Origin of the sequence: Alteromonas sp. PRIM-21, from assembly GCF_027563165.1 — a bacterium.
Taxonomy (GTDB): Bacteria; Pseudomonadota; Gammaproteobacteria; order Enterobacterales; family Alteromonadaceae; genus Alteromonas; species Alteromonas macleodii_A.
Genome location: NZ_JADOEK010000003.1, coordinates 205,114 through 222,809, shown reverse-complemented (window position 1 = coordinate 222,809; position 17,696 = coordinate 205,114). Strand labels below are relative to the sequence as shown.

The window sequence follows — 17,696 nt, the reverse complement described above, 5'->3', positions numbered from 1 at the left end:
TGGCTCAGATGTACTAGCTCAGAGTTTATGGGCCAAGCTCGTTTATGGTTATTCGTTTGTGTTAGCTCGTTAATACAAGCTCATTTGTATTGACTCAGTGCTTATTGCCATCGTTTATCATTTTTCTGGCCCGAGCGTCCGATTGCTTAATCATATCGTCTATCAGCGACGTCTCTGGCATATTTTTCCAATACTTTTTAGGCATTTGATTTAACATCGCACTTGTCTTGATACGCGCTGGATTAAATATATTGGCGTAATAAGTCAGCCAGTATTTTTCAATGCGATCATCATCGGGTACAACGCTTGGATCGGGGTTATCTTCTAATACTAGGGTTTCGGTATCCCAATGAGCTGCACGATAGGGCGTTAATATAGACCACCGCATATTCTTAAAACGTGTTTGGAAGAAGTTAAGCTTTATCTCTAAACTGAAATGCTCTGGTTCATACCAGGCTACAAAATGCTCTTGCCCCTCTAGATTTAATTCTCTGAACCTCAGGAAGGCACTCATTTTGTAAGCATCACGTTTTACCGCTTTCGCCATCGCGAAAAGCTGGATGACATCGTCATCAGTTTTCATTTGTATGAGTTGCTTATTTTCATAAACGACACGCCATAACACTCGGTAACAAAGCGCAAATCGTTTATCATCGTTATGGCATAGGGCATACTTTAAAAGCATCAGTGTGGGTTTAGGAATACTAAGCTTGCTTCGCGGCCTTTTACTTTCGCATTGCTCATCATCACTACCGAACAGATCGTTTTGTACAGAATGAGCGCTCTGCCAAATAATATGTTCAGGGGGAATGCGCTCAGCAATGCATTCTCGCGAAGCTTCTCGCCATTCATCAAAGCCAGGTATTGAAGTAATGGTAATGGTCTTCATATAAAGCTACCTTTTAGACTACGGTTGGCTTAGCTGCATTAACAACACACTCAAGCGCTAAACAACTCAAACTGTTTAGGCTGTTTAAACTGAAGCTCGAAATTATTACTGTCGAGTAAATGGATATCAGGGAAGTAATCTCCAACGCTGATAAAAGGCTTCAATTTTTTAAGAGGTAGCCGCATTTTAGTAAGGTCAATCCAGTTGAGCTTTGTATTACGCCTTATAGATAAAATCTTTTGTACCGTTCGCGCACCAAGACCGGGAACGCGTAGCAGCATTTGTTTGTCAGCTTTGTTCAAATCAATGGGAAATAGATGACGGTTACGTAATGCCCATGAAAGTTTCGGGTCGTAGTCCATATCTAACATGTCGTCTTGCAAGATTTCATCTAGGCCAAAACCGTAAAAGCGTAAAAGCCAATCTGCTTGATACAAGCGGTGCTCTCGTATCAATGGCGCCGGTTTTAGCGGTAAAACTTCCGAAGCATCAGGGATAGGGGAAAATGCTGAGTAATACACACGCCGAAGCTTCTGATCGCTGTAGAGCTTAACGCTTGTGCCTAAAATGGTTTTATCGTTTGACCCATCGGCTCCTATAATCATTTGCGTAGACTGCCCCCCAGGTGCGAACCGTGGAGGGCGTTTGCCCGAATATGTTTTGTCTACTTTATGCTCTGCGATTTTTTCTTTTAACGTATTCATCGAACCGTGAATATCGCCAAGATCTTTTTCTGGGGCATACTTGTTTAGCGAAGACTGTGTAGGCATTTCCACATTAATACTAAGTCTGTCAGCGTAGAGACCTGCTTCTGCTTGTAGTTCTGGCGACGCATTCGGGATAGTTTTAAGGTGAATATATCCTTTAAACCCGTGATCAAGACGTAGCGATTTTGCAATACGTACCATGCTTTCCATAGTGATATCGGGCGAACCCACAATTCCAGAACTTAAAAACAAACCCTCAATGTAATTGCGCTTATAAAAATTTAGGGTTAAATCTACCGTTTCTTTAACTGTAAAACGCGCCCGTTGAACATTGCTTGAAACCCTATTAATGCAATAATGGCAATCATAAATACAGTAGTTTGTCATAAGGATCTTAAGCAGCGAAACACACCTTCCATCTGGTGTGAAGCTATGGCATATCCCCGAGCCACCGGTAAGCGAACCTATACCGGTCTTTTCGGTTTTTCCAGCTTGTCGTTTACCTGCTGAACCACTTGCGCAAGACGCGTCGTACTTGGCCGCATCGGAAAGAATCTCAAGTTTTTGTATCAGTCTGTCATGCATCGCCGATGTTTACTTCCTTTAACCAATCACAGTTAAACAGCCTAGTGTTTTTAACCAAAGTATCGATATGAGCGTTTTTTTGGCATAAGCTGCATGGTATTGCGTTATAGCATGTATATTTATACAGTACAATTGGTTACGGCAGTAGAGGGGAAAGATTTAATGTTAGCCAACGCGGCTTACAACACAGATGTATAGGCTAATAGCAATGATTAACCAGCGATAGAAAAAGGTAGGGTTGCTTTAAAAAGAACTAATATGTCACTGGGTATCAAAAGCCAATATATTTAGAAAGTTCATCTCGAATATTTTCGTACTTTTCTTTGTATGGCGCCTTAAGCGTCATATCATCAATCAGCTTAAACAAACGCTTACATTCGTTTATTAACTTCATTTCCGCTTTATCTTCTTTTATGGCTATTTGAAGAAGGCATTGAAGCAGGTTAAGTGCAACACCTGTATTAACAGGTGCAAAACCTTGAGCAAGGGCAAACGACGCTTTAGCGCGTTCAAAGTCTTGTTGCTGGTAATGTTGGATGCCCTCACGGTTAAATTGCTGATAACTTGCGAGGCTTTTTTGTGCGTTTTGCGCTTGTGTCTTTAACATGTAAGAACTGTTTTGGTCGAGTTCTTCACCCCTCGATGAAAGTAGAGAACTTAACTGCAGCGCGTCGTCGAACTCTCCTAGTTTGTACATAACGTTAATACTATCTGGAATGAACGCTGTAGGTACTTCTGCGTATTTATCATCAAGCTGTATTTGAGATGTATTGAGATGACGCTTTGCGTCTATGAGTTTACCATCAATCGCGCTTATCCTTGCATTTACAATATTGCCAAAAATTTCTACGTCAAACTCCCTGTCAATTTTATATAGGTGCTCATCAAACTTACCCCGCTGTAATGTGAGTAGGGCTTCTTGCTGATACTTATTGCGCTGGCTTTTGTCATCAGCAGATTCAGCGACATCAAGTAAACTACGTATCATTGTGCACCAATGTAAACTTGCTTTATGTACAGTGCGTTTTGATAGGTTCCAAATTGCTTGGCTAGAGTTGGCTGCTAGTACTAAATCGTCATTTTCCCGGCCAATTTCACAAGCCTTATAATGACGAGGTAATGAAAACGGGGAAAGCTTGATAGCTTCCCTAATTGCATCTAGGGCTTTTTCACCTGCGTCCAAGGCGTGATGCGCTTGCGCAAGAATATCATGAGCATCTGCATTGAAACGGTTGCGTTTTAACGTTTTCTTGGCAATGGATATCGCTTTTTCATATTCATTCAACAGCAAATAGGTTCTACCAATTGCTATTTGTGCCCATAGCACAGGCCTACCTTCAATATATTCTTTTAGTACATCTAGAGCTTTTTGGGGTTGAGAAATACGCCAATAGAGTTCAACTAGCAGTTGTTCGCAGTGTCCTTTGTAGTGGCGAGGGTTTTCTAAAAGTGTCTCAATATGATCTATGGCACTGTTGTATTCACCTTGCTCTATAAGGTTGAACGCTTGTTGAAGAAATTGTCGTTTTTGCCACGCACGAACGATGCGAGATTTTAACTGTACTTGTGAAAAGGGTTTAATTAGAAAATCGTCTGGGCGACGTTCAATACTGCCAAGCACAACCGGTCGAGCACTATCTGCACTGATAAGAATAAATACTGAGGTTGGGTTGATAAGCCTTCGCGTGCGCAACTCTTCTATAAGTTCATAGCCATTTTTGGTATCAGCACCCAAGTGTAAGTCGCAAATTACAATATCAAATTTGTGCTTTTTACACAGCGATACCGCTTGTTCAGCAGAAGATTTAGTGACGACATCAGACGCCCCCATTGAATGCATTAGCCCTTTCAAAAGAAGAAGGAAAGGACGTTGGTCCTCAACAATCAGTACTTGTTTGTTGCTAAATTGCATTTCGAATCCGTGAATAAACACACTATCAGTTAGTAGAAGTATATCTAACTTTAGGAAATAAGCTTAAGAAAAACATTATCTTGCCGACAACATACGTATACAACAACCGCATTGTGTACGTATGTCGCCAGATTTATCCTCAGCAAATGAACAAACAACACTAGACCCCAGTATTTACTGGGAGCGAAGTGGTGTACTTGCTCGCGCGTCGTCGCAGGGGGCCTTGTTCTCGTTATACCTTGCAATGCAGCAACATAGCGTAGCTGAACCGTTTGAAATTGAAGCGGCAACGTCAGACGCTGACACCGCCAATAGTATAGAGGCGCAACTTGCAGCGTTAAACCACTACAAGCGCCCCTCATTATCCGTTAGTGAAAATGAGTGGACAGACATGCATGTGCACTCAAATTTACTCGCTACTGACTATGAAAGTGCACGCCTTTTTCTTAGCATGAAGCCTGCGCCGTTAGCTCAAACCGATGACGCGAAGCGCATCCCGGATGACGTTGTAGACAACTGCAGTCTAGCTACGCAGAAACGACTGAAAAAGCAATATGACAACGCCATAAAAGAAGATAATACGTTACTTTACGATGTTATATCTTCGCAAGGCGACGCCGATGACGGGAAATATGGGAAAGATAAGCACCAAGCTACAACGCCAGACTTTTCTTCATTTGAAAATATCGCCTAGTTTTTAACGCGCAGTTTTGTTATATTCCGCGCCGCATTTTTGCACTGGTCTTACGCTCCAATCAGCAAAGGTTAAAATATGTCTAAATATATTGTATGCGCAATGTATAAATTTGTTGCGCTTGAAAACTTTAAAGAAATCCGCCAGCCGCTTCTAGAAACTATGGAAGCAAATGGTATAAAAGGTACGCTTCTACTTGCTCACGAAGGCATTAACGGTACAGTTTCAGGTACCCGTGAAGGTATCGACGCATTGCTCGCTTATCTGAATAGCGATGAACGTATCAATCCTATCTCCTACAAAGAATCACTTCACGACGAACAGCCGTTCTATCGCACTAAGGTGAAACTTAAAAAAGAAATCGTGACCATGGGCGTTGAAGGTATCGACCCTCGCCAAACTGTAGGCACTTACGTCAAGCCTAAAGACTGGAATGCGCTAATAAGCGACCCAGATGTAACCGTAATTGACACGCGAAACGGTTATGAAATAGAAATTGGCACTTTCAAAAACGCCATTGACCCTAAAACCGACACGTTTCGCGAATTCCCAGAATACGTAGAAAAAGAACTCGACCCGTCAAAAAACAAAAAAGTAGCCATGTTCTGTACTGGCGGCATTCGTTGTGAAAAGTCGACAGCGTATTTGAAAGAGCAGGGGTTTGAAGAGGTTTACCACTTAGAAGGCGGCATTTTACAGTATCTTGAAGATGTGCCGAAAGAAGAGTCTATGTGGGAAGGCGACTGCTTTGTATTCGATAATCGCGTTGCGGTAAACCACGACCTTGAAAAGAGTCATTACGAACAGTGTTACGCGTGTCGACTCCCTATTACTGAAGAAGATAAGCAAAGCGATAAGTATGAGCCTGGCGTAAGCTGCCCTCATTGTTACGGCACGCATACCGACGACCAAATTGCTCGCTTTAGAGAGCGCGAAAAGCAGGTTCAGCTAGCAAAAGAGCGTCAGCAGGAACACGTGGGTACTGAAGCGCGTTTGACCATGGAACAAAAGCGTAAGGAAAAAGCAGAAGCTCAACGTTTACGCGCACTTAAAGCAAAAGAAAATCAGGCGTAGACAGTCAGAAAGAAGGGCGTTACACTCGTGTTTATTGCAGTTGAAATAAGGAATGCGAGTGAGCACTCAACTTTCAGAATCTAAAATTGAAGAAATTAGAAAGGACTTCAGCTTTTTCGATCGTGATGGCAATGGCCAAATCGATTTACCTGAGTTCATCGAGCTTCTAACCGTAATTTCGCCAAAGACTAAAGCTAGCCACGTACAAGAAGGCTTTAAGCTTATCGATAGTAACGACGATGGTTACATCGACTTCGAAGAGTTTTTGGAGTGGTGGCAAGAAGGGTGGTGGGAGTACTAAGTTTACTTAGTAAGACCTATCGTTTTTTGGTGCTTTTCAATACGCTTTCCAAAGCGTGTTGGGAAACGTCTAGACCACGCTAAAAATACAAGTAAAACGAGTGCTTTTAAGCACTCGTTTTTTATTTGTGTGATCTGTTGATGGTAACTCAGTTTCGACTCGCGAGAGAATTACCTAAATTACGATTTCCTGTTTTAAATGATAGCAGTTCATACTTTGCGTTTGTCGAGACCATTGGTTGTATTCGAATAAAATTATCACACTAACAGTAAAGTAAAAAACCAACTCCATTATTAGTGCTTTTCGTTCCCTTAAACAATTATTCGGGCTGAGTAAGAGGGGGCGTTTACTCCCCCTTTGTTGGTTTTAGTTAGAAGGAGGTTACGGTGTTATAGTTCACCAGTCGTATTCCTTCAGTTTTAGGAAAAACTTCTTCTTGAAATGTATCAATTTCAGGATCGTCATATACGCTGAGCATGTAGTAAGCAAACTCATAGTTTGCGTTCAAATCGATACCATTAATGGAAGGCAGAGTGAAGACATTTTGTTCTTGTGTCGGGCCTGGCGCGTGCACAGTATGTAGCACATATGTGAAAGGCGATGTGCTTCGATCTAAGTAAGAGACTGTTGCTTCCAGCGTATTCGGTTTTACGTCGCTGGTAACACTATAAGCTATTTCGCTATCTTCAAATACCATCTCCGGTGAACTTTGCACCGAAAGACCAAAGTCTATAAATGAGATATCGTAATACGAGGCATCCTGGTCGATGTTGAATGCTAGTGTGCCCATATTAAAATTGCTACGCTGTGTATCCGCTAGCGCGGCAAGCACTAATGGCCATTCAAAAGCCTCTGCTTTTGATAATCTAAAAGAATTGGTGGTGTGAGCTCCTGGCGCGGTTGTGAACCTCTCTAGCACGATACCACTAGTTCCTTCCGTTGAAGAACGCCCGCTTGTTATAAAAAAGGCAGGCGTGGCTGTGTTAACAGTTATCATAGGAGCTTCCGTAAGCACAATTTCCGCAGCGCCACCATCTGGAATATCTGAAATGCGGATTGCTCCTGCAAGCGAGTGCTCATTAAGTCGAACACCATAGGAAAGTCGAGAATTGTAGGCTACTGCAAGATTCTCAGCATGACAAACTGTAACGATACCCTGAAGATCTCCTTCAGCGTTACGATCGAAGTGTGTTTGATTAGCCACTTGTGAAGGGGGATATGGTGTATCGGTACTCACCTCTATGTAAGCATCATTATCGAAGTTTACATCACCGGTGTTTAAAAATAGCATAATATCTTTACACTGCTCATCTTCTTCCGGCTTGTACAAACTGGTAAAAGGAGCATAGGTGCCACCTGGTGCCTCAATATAAGACTCGTAGAAAGTCTGGTACTGTTGGTCTTGCCAGTAAACGGTGAAGTTAACTGTGCCGTTACCCCGGTTGGGGATGATGACGTCTCCATCTGCTGGATCGAATTCGATTTCAACTGGCTCGCTGCCTTCCTCCCATGTCCATATATTCATAGGCGTATCACAGTGACTGTAGGAATAGTTCTCGCAGTGTGTTTTGATAACAATGTTTGAAGGCATGTTTTCTTCCGAGTAAGTCTCGGTGGTGAATGTGCCCATCATGTCACCAAATTTGTAAGCAAGCACAGCTGATTCAGCGTAGTTATCTGGTGCGCTGTAGCGCACCATGAAGGTGTCGCCATTTTCAATGTAAACTGGATCGGAGGTCCACTCCCCGTCATTTATCTGCAAATCAGCGTTAGTTACATCAGACAGGATTTCGGTCTCAATTCCTGAGACGGTAAAAGGGCCGAGGATAACCACTTCGCCTAGCGTATGTTTATTTTTATCTTCGATAGTAATGCTGTCTGGTAAAATATCAGCGCCGTCATTTTGTTGTGCTACATATATAGTAAATGTACGTACCATATCACCGATTGTGAACGTTACATCCCGAGAAGGATTAACAGCCTGTCCGTTCACAATATCTACATAGATGTCAGGTGACATACCGCGAAAGGTAAGTTTATCTCCATTTTCAACTGTTCCGGGTTCCGATGTCCACTCTTCATCGTTCACTTTATACTCACCACCCTCGATAGAAATATCTACAGGTGCATCAATATCCGAGACTGTAAAAATAGGAGTGTCGATCATTTCACCCAGTACAGCGTTGTAGATATTAGCAACAGTAATATCGGCAGGTGAAGTATCAGTCTGTTCAATCGGAAGTACAGGTGGTTCTTGTGTATCTGAGCCGCCAGAGCCGCAACCCATAAGTACGGCAGATATTGCCGCGGTGAAGATGATTTTGTTTTTCACTTAGCTTCCTTGTTTTACTTCTAGTTTTATCCCTACGGGATGGGCCTATCCCATCCCGAGAGTAAGCGCGCAACAATATACGGAGTATGAGTACGAAAAGGAAGCATTATTACCATAAATGTTAGTTGCCTATTCTGAAGTAAAGATTTGATAACTATACTACCAAGTAAAGGCTACCAGTCTGCGCTGTATTTTTTATTAGCTTTTGCTGCCTCGACTTCTAGTGGTGCTTGGTCGTAGCCGTACTCAGCCATATCGAAGAAATGTTGAGTAACAACCTCGTCTAAGCTAGCTCTTTCAATTTGTAACACGTGGACCAACTCATGGGCTAATTTTGGTCTATTAAGTACAAAGTCTTTACGCGCGTAAATCGAATAACCAAAGACTTGTGCGTTGTTAATGATTCCTTCGCCGACAAGCCCAACTGCTTCACCAAATACCTTCAAAGCAAAGTTTTCATAGGGATAGGGTACTGCATCAACGTATACAATTCTTACCTTCTCGGGGTGTTTAACACCTATGTTGGACGCAAGTAACCTTTCCTTTTCGTTTAACGGTACGCCAACTTCAAGCCCCTTATGGTCAGTTTCATGCGCCCATTCAATGTATTGAGGCAATAAGACACTCGCAATTATCTTTTCATAAAAAAGTGCGGAAATAATGAGTACAGCAACGAGTAATATTGAGAAGAGTTTTAATGCTTTCATGTCTATAAAGTCCGTTTTAAAGAAAGGCTAAAGAAGCTTTAAAGGTAATTAGAATAACTAATAACGCTAGAGGATAATCTCTCGCTATATATGCAAATTAAAGCATGTGTTACGAAGCTATGATAGAGAAAGTATGTAAGAGAATATTTGTTAGGAATAAATGAAGCGATGACCGCCGCTATTAACGCTAGTCTATGATAATTAGCGGCGGATTAGTGTTAACTAATAAACGGGTTTTACTCGTCGTCGTCCTGCTGTGTATTCCTTGGTTTGCGTTTCACAGGAACCATTCCGATATCTTCACCCAGCATGGTATCAACGCGCTTTTTCACATTTGGTTTAACAGGTTTAGCCACACGCTTTTTACCATTTTGCGCGTTGGCTTTTTTCGACACTTTTTTCTTTGGCTTGAAACCCTTGAACGAGGCTGCGAATTCGTCGTGCGGTGAGCACTCTAAAGCATATTGAAGGTGACTTTTAAGCCCTTCAAAACTGTTCCAATCGCGCGGGCCAATTAACGAGAAAGCTTCGCCTTTTTGCCCAGCGCGACCTGTGCGGCCAATACGGTGAATATACTCATCGGCGTTTTTGGGTAGGTCGAAGTTAACTACCAAGCCAACCTTTGACAGGTCCAGACCACGGGAGGCGAGGTCAGTGGTAACCAAAATACTGTGCTGCCCACGAGCAAATGCACTCATTACTGCTGCGCGTTGGCTTTGTAGCATATCACCACGAAGAGCAATAGCTTCTAAATTCTCTTCGTTAAGCAATGCTGCAATTCTATCGGTATCTTCACGGGTAGCAGTAAATACGATAGCTTGGTTGTAGGTACGTTTGGCCAACTCAAACTGTAAGATTTGATCTTTGTTATCAACGTTGTCTGCAAAGAAGCACTTCTGCTCAATGTCGCCATGCTCTGCCGTTGAGTCTCCTACCGCTACGCGCACAGCACCTTGGGTCAACTGCGTTGTCATATGCTTAAGCTCAATATTATCGAGCGTGGCAGAAAACAGCATAGTTTGACGTTTTCTGTGATCAGCATAGTCGTTAATCATTTTAAGCTGAGCAGAGAAGCCTAAATCTAACATTCGATCGGCTTCATCAAAAATCAGCAACTCTAGACCGTTTAGATACACGCTTTTGTCTAGAAGGTGATCGGCAACACGACCTGCTGTACCCACGATGATATGAGGGTTGCGTCGAAGCGCTTTAACTTGGTCGTTGTAGTTTTCACCGCCCACAATAAGCGAGCAAGTAAGATTTAGCCCAGTACACATTGATTTTGCTTCAATGAAAACCTGTTTAGCGAGTTCACGTGTAGGAGCAAGGATAAGTGCACGCGGGTCTTGTCTGCTTAGCGCTTTTTGCGACATTAGCCGGTTTAAAGCAGGTACTAAAAAGGCGAAGGTTTTACCTGACCCTGTTTTTGAAGACGCGATGATATCCTTACCTTGTATTGCAGGAAGCATAGTACGCTCTTGAATTTCGGTTAGCGTCGAAATGTTTTTCGTTTCGAGCTTTGAAATAATTTTATGATGGACAGGTAAATCAGTAACTAGCAAGAATGGTGAGCCTTTTTAAAAATAACGTTCGTGCGCATTATCCCTTAATGCACAGTGTATTAAAAGGCTTATTGCGTTACCCGCTATAAAGTCAGGTGTATGGCACTGATAACGAACAAACAACCGCTGTGTTGGGGCAGTATAGTCTTAAAATAAACGAATTAGCATGTTGCCTCACGAGTCGCGCTTACCTTGAACACATTATGTGCTACATAGTAAGCGCAACCTAATTAAACGCAAAAGTATAATGTTGTATGTAAACGTGTCGTGTTTATGTATTAAACTTTCTAAAACTGCATCTCTGGTACGTTTTCAGGTACAACAAGGTTTCCACCGGTTTTCTCTTTGATTTCGTCTACGCTAACGCCTGGTGCGCGCTCCTGAAGAACAAAGGCGCCGTCTTCAACGCTCAGAACCGCTAAGTCAGTAATTATGCGTGTGATACAGTTCACGCCGGTTAAGGGTAATGTACATTCGCTTAGTAACTTAGGGTTACCGCGTTTATCGGTATGGGTCATGGTAACAATTATGTTTTTCGCGCCAGCAACAAGGTCCATGGCGCCGCCCATACCTTTAACTAGTTTGCCCGGTATCATCCACGAGGCAATATTGCCCGATACATCAACTTCAAAAGCACCTAGCACAGTAAAATCTACATGTCCGCCACGGATCATGGCAAAGCTCTCGGCACTGTTGAATATCGATGCGCCGGTTATAGCTGTCACCGTCTCTTTACCTGCGTTTATCATGTCGGCGTCAACTTCACTTTCAGTGGGGTAACGCCCCATACCCAAAAGGCCGTTTTCCGACTGCAGCATAACGCTAATATCATCGGGGACATAATTAGCCGCAAGGGTAGGGATACCAATGCCTAAATTCACGTAATCTCCATCTTTGAACTCTTGGGCTACGCGCATTGCAATCTGTTCTCTGCTAAGCATTATACGGTCTCCTTACTAACTACACGGCGCTCTATGCGTTTCTCAAATGAACCTTTAATCACGCGATTTACATAAATCCCTGGCGTATGGATTTCGCTAGGGTTAAGCTCGCCAGGCTCTACAATTTCTTCTGCTTCTACAACAGTGATCTTGCCGGCGGTTGCTGCCATAGGGTTAAAGTTTTGTGCCGTGTGGCGATAAACACAGTTACCGTAAGTGTCTGCTTTCCAGGCTTTTACAATTGCAAAGTCGCCAGTAATGGCATGCTCAAGAATATAAGGGCGCCCATCAAACTCTTTAACTTCTTTCCCTTCACCAACCGGCGTGCCATAACCTGTGGCAGTGTAGAATGCGGGAATTCCTGCACCACCAGCTCGCATTTTTTCGGCAAGTGTTCCTTGTGGAGTTAGTTCAACTTCTAACTCACCGTTGAGTAATTGCTTTTCAAACAACGCATTTTCACCCACATAGGAAGATACCATTTTTGATATTTGTTTATCTTCTAGTAAAAGGCCTAATCCAAAACCATCAACACCACAGTTGTTAGACACTACGGTAAGGCCTGACACTCCCATCATCTTAATTTGACTAATTAGGCCTTCTGGAATTCCACAAAGGCCGAAGCCTCCAGCAATGACCGTCATACCATCTTCAAGGCCTGCCATGGCTTCATCGTACGAGGATACAACTTTGTTAAACCCTGCCATTTTTTATCTCCAATGCTTTTGTTAAAAATAAGTATCAGCATTGTTGCAAGATATGTAAAATCGAATTAATCTTTCAATTGATAAATATTATTTATTAATTAGCTTTAAAGGATGACACTTATGGATGTCTCATACCGTCAAGTAAAGGCGTTTGTTGAAGTGGCTAAGTCCTCAACCTTTGCGGAAGCTGCGGTGAACCTGCACCTAACCCAACCCGCTTTGTCTTCTGCGATAAAAAAAATGGAAGAGCAATTAGGCGGTAAATTGTTTCAGCGTAATACACGCAACGTAAGCTTAACGCCTGAAGGAGAGGTGTTATTCCCGAACGCGCTGCGTTTACTTCATGACTGGGACAACACTTTTTCAGACATGCAAAACCTATTCGCTTTGGCGAAGGGTCAACTCACTGTATGTGCCATGCCTTCCTTTGCCGAGTCACATCTACCCAATATATTATCGATGTTTCATCAACGTACTCCTAACGTAAACCTAAGAATAGTGGATGTTGTTATGGAGCAAGTTATTCACGAAGTAACTACCGGGCGCAGTGAAATAGGCTTTTCTTTTGAGCCAGAACGCAAAGATGGCCTGGTGTTCAACAGCCTTTTTACCGATGAATTTGTTGTAGTAGGAAATAAAACGTTGTTGCCTAACTTGGGCAAAGCACTCAATTGGAGGGATTGCCTCCAGTTCCCCTTAGTAATGATGAACAGGGGGTCGGCGGTACGTCACTGGACGCAGTCTAAACTTCAGCAGTACGGCGAGTTAAATATCATCGCAGAAACAGGGCAACTATCTACCCTTGGAAAACTTATACAAAATGGTTTGGGCATATCTATTATGCCTGCTATTTGTAAAGATCAAATGGAGGGGCTTGGTCTTGTGGCCCAAAGCATTGCTGATGAGCCTTTAGTGAAAAGCATTGGAATAATCAAAAACGCAAGAAAGGGGTTGTCGTTACCAGCTCAGTCGATGTGGGACTTGGCTATTGCGCATTATGCTCAAAAGACATAATACGCAATGTTATATACGAGAGTAGGGGCTACCACTTCTTTTTAGGAGCGAATAGCTCGTCCAGTTCGTCTCTTTCCTCTTCTTGCTTTTTAGCGCGATCTTTTTCGTTAACGCTCTTAAGATTGCTTTGAATTTCGTTAAGCCACTCGTTGAGTGTGGAAAGTTTAGATGCAGAGTATTCATCCTGTGGGTTCTGATTTTCCAGCGCTGTTTTGGCTTTTTCAAAATATTGTCTTGCTGAACCCAACATATTGGTTTGCAGTGCTGCGCGGCCGCGCTTAATAAGCGTCTCTACGTTTACTTTGACCTGCAAACGTTCCAATTGCTTATCTTCATCCATAAATACTTTTGAATCAATTTGCCCTTTGCTATGTTCAGAGCGAAGCACTATGCGCAGTTTCTTAACTGCTTGGATGTACTGAATTATCATTTTATCGTTATCGGGCAGCGAAAACTCAGAGGCCCTCGTTGACTTGTCTGAGAGCGCCGCTGCCGTGGCTTGCTCGCTACTCGCTATGCGTTGTTTTAATTCTGCGGTGCTCGATAATTCATTCATGGTTTTTAGCGCATTAAGAATTCGGTTATGAAGAATACCCATGATTCGTGAAGAAACCGGCATATTTACACTTGCGGCTATAATGTTTTCGGTTTCATCAACAATAGTGCGCTGCTTCGCCAACTCAGTTCGACGCTCTGCCTCTTGTTTTTGACGATGTTGTTGAATTGCATTAATGAAAATAGCTGCGATTAGCAAAACAACAATCAAAATAATAATAATCACGTACATGCGTGTGTTTCCGTCTGTTTTTACATCTTATAACGTCAGTTTTTTATCAACCACGAGCGTTACTTTTTGAATTATCTATTGTTATCGGACAATCTTACGGTATTTTTACTTCAAATACACTCCCGCCTAGGCTTCCACCATTATAAAGGGTAATTGATCCTATTCTGTCGCCTTGCGAATGCGCATTTGCAATGAGTTTAGCAAAGAACAGCCCAAGGCCTGTTCTACCTTGGCTTAATTCAAAGTCACATAGCGCGTCGTGGCTTTTTGACAACATTGCTTCGGGGTATCCACTACCATCATCTTCAACCCTTAAAGTCATAAACTCATCTTCATCAATATGGGCTGAAACAAGTATCTTTGATGTGCCATAGCGCATTGCATTTATAATCACGTCGTTTAAAAGCAAATAAATTAACTCGCTGTCTAAATACCAACTTAGGTCCTCTTCAGCATCGACAGTAATTTCTATATTTTTCTGAGATACGTAGAGTGCGTTGGAGCCGACAACATCCTCAACTAAATCTTTGACGAAACATTCATCAACAGTAATAGGCAAGCTTTCTAATTCTGCTCGATATAAAGAGAGTATCTGTACAAGATTCGTGTTTAGCCTTGATGCTTCATAATGGACACTTGCTACTTGTTCTCTTGCTTCAGTGTTTTGCGGTGAAAGCGAATCGCTTAATGTTTCAATAGATTGAATTAAGAGGAATAGTGAATTCTTCATATCGTGTACAGCGGCAGCTAATACAGATGAAAAATCGATTGAAGATGTAACTTGTTTACTACTGCTCATTATCTATTAAACGCCGTGCGACTCTTTAACCCTAAACATACTGTAGAAGAGATTAGAAAATGAAGGGCAAATTACGCGTAAATTTGTAAAAAAATGAATTAAATTCAACTTTATAATGCTAATTTTGTAATAGCAACTAGTAAAAAACCGTAGTTTTGGTTATAACGGAGGAAGTAAAGTGTCAGTCGATCCCATAATACGGTGTAAAATATGAAGCTACAGCAACTACGGTATATCGTAGAAGTTCTCAATAATAATTTGAATGTGTCTGCAACGGCAGAAAGCTTGTATACCTCACAGCCAGGTATCAGCAAGCAAGTACGTATGCTAGAGGACGAATTAGGCGTTCAAATTTTTGGCCGTAGCGGAAAGCACCTTACTCACGTAACCGACGCGGGTAATGATGTAATCAACATTGCTCGCGAGATTCTTGCGAAAGTAGAAAGCATCAAAGCCGTTGCAAGAGAACACACACTTCCCGACCAAGGCAAGCTGAATATCGCTACCACGCACACTCAGGCACGCTATGCGTTACCAGACGTGATCCAAGGTTTTATGACAAAGTACCCCAAGGTGTCGTTACATATGCATCAAGGTACGCCTTCTCAAATTAGCGACCTAGCCGCTAAAGGTGAAGCTGATTTTGCTATTGCCACTGAAGCGCTTCACTTGTACAACGATTTAGTTATGCTGCCGTGTTATCACTGGAATCGCAGCGTAATTGTAAACAAAGATCACCCGCTTTCTAAAAAGGGCACTATAGATATTTCAGATATTGCAAAGTATCCGTTAGTGACTTACGTGTTCGGGTTTACAGGGCGCTCAGAATTAGACCAAGCTTTTGAAAGAGCAGGACTGACACCAAAAATTGTTTTCACTGCCACCGATGCTGACGTAATTAAAACTTATGTGCGCTTGGGTGTAGGTATTGGTGTAATCGCGTCGATGGCCGTTAGTGAAGAGTTAGACGATGACTTGGTTAAAATAGACGCGAGCCACTTGTTTGATTACAGCACAACAAAGATTGGCTTTAGAAAAGGGTCATTCCTTAGAAGTTACATGTACGACTTCATTGAGCGATTCGCGCCTCACCTTACTAAAGACAAGGTGGAAAAAGCTATGATGCTGAAAAATAATGAAGAAGTTGAAAAAATGTTCAAGGGCGTGACGTTACCAGTTAAGTAACGTTGTGAAAAACCAATACGAATAAAAAAGGGGCTGTCGCCCCTTTTTTAATTTTTAATCTCTGTTCATTGTGCGTTTATTATTAACACTCGATGATATTTACCGCGAGACCGCCTCGCGCTGTTTCTTTGTATTTTGTTTTCATATCATTACCCGTATCTCGCATCGTCTTAATGACTTTATCTAACGACACTTTTTGTTCACCCGTACCGCGTAGTGCAAGGCGAGAAGCATTTATTGCTTTAATTGCACCCATGGCATTACGCTCAATACATGGAACTTGCACCAGGCCACCTACAGGGTCACAGGTTAATCCAAGGTTGTGCTCCATGCCGATTTCTGCAGCATTTTCTACGGATGCCGCTGTCCCGCCCATTATTTCTGCAAGGGCGCCTGCAGCCATAGAGCATGCAACACCCACTTCTCCTTGACAACCCACTTCAGCGCCGGAAATAGATGCGTTCTCTTTGTAAAGTATGCCAATAGCACCAGCGGTAAGAAGGAAGCGGCTTGCTACTTCTTCATCAACGGGTCTAATAAATTTATCCACGTATTGAAGTACGGCGGGGATAATACCTGCAGCACCATTTGTAGGCGCGGTGACAACACGCCCTCCCGCTGCATTTTCTTCGTTTACTGCTAAAGCAAAAAGGTTCACCCAATCCATAGTTTGCATGGGATCATTCGTATGCTCAGTTTGAAGGCGACGATAAAGCCCAGGTGCGCGACGCACTACCTTTAGGCCTCCAGGCAGTATGCCTTCGCTCTCAATACCGCGTTGAATACATGCTTTCATTACCAGCCAAATATGATGTAACTGCTGTTTTACTTCATGTTTCGGCCTAAAAGTCGTTTCGTTACGCAGCATCAAAGAGCTAATACTTAAACCGTTGTTCTTACACAGAGCAAGTAATTCTTCAGCGGTTTTAAAAGGGAAGGGCACCGAAGCTTGAAGGCTAGCGGCATGGGCTTTAGTTGCGTCAAAATCTTCGTCTTTGATAATAAAGCCGCCACCAATACTGTAATAGGTTTGCTCTCTAACCAGTTCACTTTTCGAGTAGGCGTAAAACGTCAGTGCATTAGCATGTTTAGGCAGTGTCTTACGGCGATGAAATACAATCGCATTTTTATTGGGGAAATGGACTTGCTTCTGACCATTGAGGCACAGTAGTTCGGAATTACGAATTTCCTCAAGTTTGCTGTCAATAGTGTCAACATCCACTACGTCGGGAATTTCGCCTAACAAACCAAGAATGACAGCTTTCCCGGTACCGTGTCCGATGCCTGTTTGACCCAGTGACCCAAACAGTTCAACTTTTACGCTATCAACTGAATCGAAAAGCGCAGTATCCTGCGCGAGTTCAGAAACGAACTCTGCACCTGCTTTCATCGGTCCTACTGTGTGCGAACTTGAAGGGCCAATACCCACACTGAACATATCGAATACACTGATCATAAACATTCATAAATTAAAACTAAGTAATATTAAGATCATGCATG

The 17,696-nt window shown here is 42.6% G+C and carries 16 protein-coding genes; 5 read left to right on the top strand and 11 right to left on the bottom strand.

Annotation, left to right across the window (positions count from 1 at the left end; all coding sequences use genetic code 11):
- Window positions 1–94: 94 nt before the first annotated feature.
- The 3 genes from IW644_RS07595 to IW644_RS07585 form a co-directional block, all read right to left on the bottom strand.
- Window positions 95–889 (bottom strand): TIGR03915 family putative DNA repair protein, encoded by a 795-nt coding sequence (locus tag IW644_RS07595; RefSeq protein WP_269917102.1) that lies wholly within the window; start codon window positions 887–889, stop codon window positions 95–97.
- Between the two features lie 50 nt (window positions 890–939).
- Window positions 940–2,181 carry a putative DNA modification/repair radical SAM protein gene (locus tag IW644_RS07590; protein WP_269917101.1) on the bottom strand — a complete coding sequence of 414 codons (1,242 nt, stop codon included), beginning with the start codon at window positions 2,179–2,181 and terminating at the stop codon, window positions 940–942.
- 271 nt (window positions 2,182–2,452) lie between these two features.
- Window positions 2,453–4,093 (bottom strand): response regulator, encoded by a 1,641-nt coding sequence (locus IW644_RS07585; protein ID WP_179983436.1) that lies wholly within the window; start codon window positions 4,091–4,093, stop codon window positions 2,453–2,455.
- A 121-nt stretch (window positions 4,094–4,214) separates the two neighbouring features.
- On the opposite strand from IW644_RS07585, the gene IW644_RS07580 reads away from it, so the two are divergent.
- The 3 genes from IW644_RS07580 (at window position 4,215) to IW644_RS07570 (ending at window position 6,162) form a co-directional block, all read left to right on the top strand.
- Entirely contained in the window at window positions 4,215–4,787 is a 573-nt protein-coding gene (locus IW644_RS07580) for a VC2046/SO_2500 family protein (RefSeq protein WP_269917100.1), read from the top strand.
- 78 nt (window positions 4,788–4,865) lie between these two features.
- Entirely contained in the window at window positions 4,866–5,861 is a 996-nt protein-coding gene (gene trhO, locus IW644_RS07575; RefSeq protein WP_269917099.1) for an oxygen-dependent tRNA uridine(34) hydroxylase TrhO, read from the top strand.
- A gap of 58 nt (window positions 5,862–5,919) precedes the next feature.
- Window positions 5,920–6,162, top strand: coding sequence for an EF-hand domain-containing protein (locus IW644_RS07570; protein WP_012518428.1), 243 nt, complete (start codon window positions 5,920–5,922; stop codon window positions 6,160–6,162).
- Window positions 6,163–6,532: 370 nt separating this feature from the next.
- Here IW644_RS07570 and IW644_RS07565 read toward each other — a convergent pair whose 3' ends face one another.
- From IW644_RS07565 to IW644_RS07545, 5 genes are all read right to left on the bottom strand, one after another.
- Window positions 6,533–8,494 (bottom strand): hypothetical protein, encoded by a 1,962-nt coding sequence (locus tag IW644_RS07565; protein WP_269917098.1) that lies wholly within the window; start codon window positions 8,492–8,494, stop codon window positions 6,533–6,535.
- 173 nt (window positions 8,495–8,667) lie between these two features.
- Window positions 8,668–9,201, bottom strand: a complete 534-nt coding sequence (locus tag IW644_RS07560) for a hypothetical protein (RefSeq protein ID WP_269917097.1) — start codon at window positions 9,199–9,201, stop codon at window positions 8,668–8,670.
- Between the two features lie 236 nt (window positions 9,202–9,437).
- Window positions 9,438–10,763 (bottom strand): DEAD/DEAH box helicase, encoded by a 1,326-nt coding sequence (locus tag IW644_RS07555; RefSeq protein ID WP_269917096.1) that lies wholly within the window; start codon window positions 10,761–10,763, stop codon window positions 9,438–9,440.
- Window positions 10,764–11,050: 287 nt separating this feature from the next.
- Window positions 11,051–11,704 (bottom strand): CoA transferase subunit B, encoded by a 654-nt coding sequence (locus IW644_RS07550; RefSeq protein WP_269917095.1) that lies wholly within the window; start codon window positions 11,702–11,704, stop codon window positions 11,051–11,053.
- Window positions 11,704–12,411: a CoA transferase subunit A gene (locus IW644_RS07545; RefSeq protein WP_179983446.1), complete on the bottom strand. Its 708-nt coding sequence runs from the start codon at window positions 12,409–12,411 to the stop codon at window positions 11,704–11,706. Before IW644_RS07545 ends, IW644_RS07550 begins: the two co-directional genes overlap by 1 nt.
- Window positions 12,412–12,531: 120 nt before the next feature.
- Between IW644_RS07545 and IW644_RS07540 the strand changes: the two genes are divergently transcribed.
- Complete coding sequence (locus tag IW644_RS07540; RefSeq protein ID WP_269917094.1) at window positions 12,532–13,425, top strand: LysR family transcriptional regulator; 894 nt, start codon at window positions 12,532–12,534, stop codon at window positions 13,423–13,425.
- A gap of 28 nt (window positions 13,426–13,453) precedes the next feature.
- Here the strand turns inward: IW644_RS07540 and IW644_RS07535 are convergent, their stop codons facing one another.
- Complete coding sequence (locus tag IW644_RS07535; protein ID WP_179983448.1) at window positions 13,454–14,212, bottom strand: hypothetical protein; 759 nt, start codon at window positions 14,210–14,212, stop codon at window positions 13,454–13,456.
- Window positions 14,213–14,306: 94 nt separating this feature from the next.
- A complete protein-coding gene (locus IW644_RS07530; RefSeq protein WP_269917093.1) occupies window positions 14,307–15,011 on the bottom strand; it encodes a sensor histidine kinase in 705 nt (234 codons plus the stop codon).
- Window positions 15,012–15,221: 210 nt separating this feature from the next.
- Here IW644_RS07530 and cysB point away from each other — a divergent pair, with 210 nt between their 5' ends.
- Complete coding sequence (cysB, locus tag IW644_RS07525; RefSeq protein ID WP_118494818.1) at window positions 15,222–16,196, top strand: HTH-type transcriptional regulator CysB; 975 nt, start codon at window positions 15,222–15,224, stop codon at window positions 16,194–16,196.
- A gap of 82 nt (window positions 16,197–16,278) precedes the next feature.
- Here cysB and IW644_RS07520 read toward each other — a convergent pair whose 3' ends face one another.
- Window positions 16,279–17,652: an L-serine ammonia-lyase gene (locus IW644_RS07520; RefSeq protein ID WP_269917092.1), complete on the bottom strand. Its 1,374-nt coding sequence runs from the start codon at window positions 17,650–17,652 to the stop codon at window positions 16,279–16,281.
- Window positions 17,653–17,696: the final 44 nt, after the last annotated feature.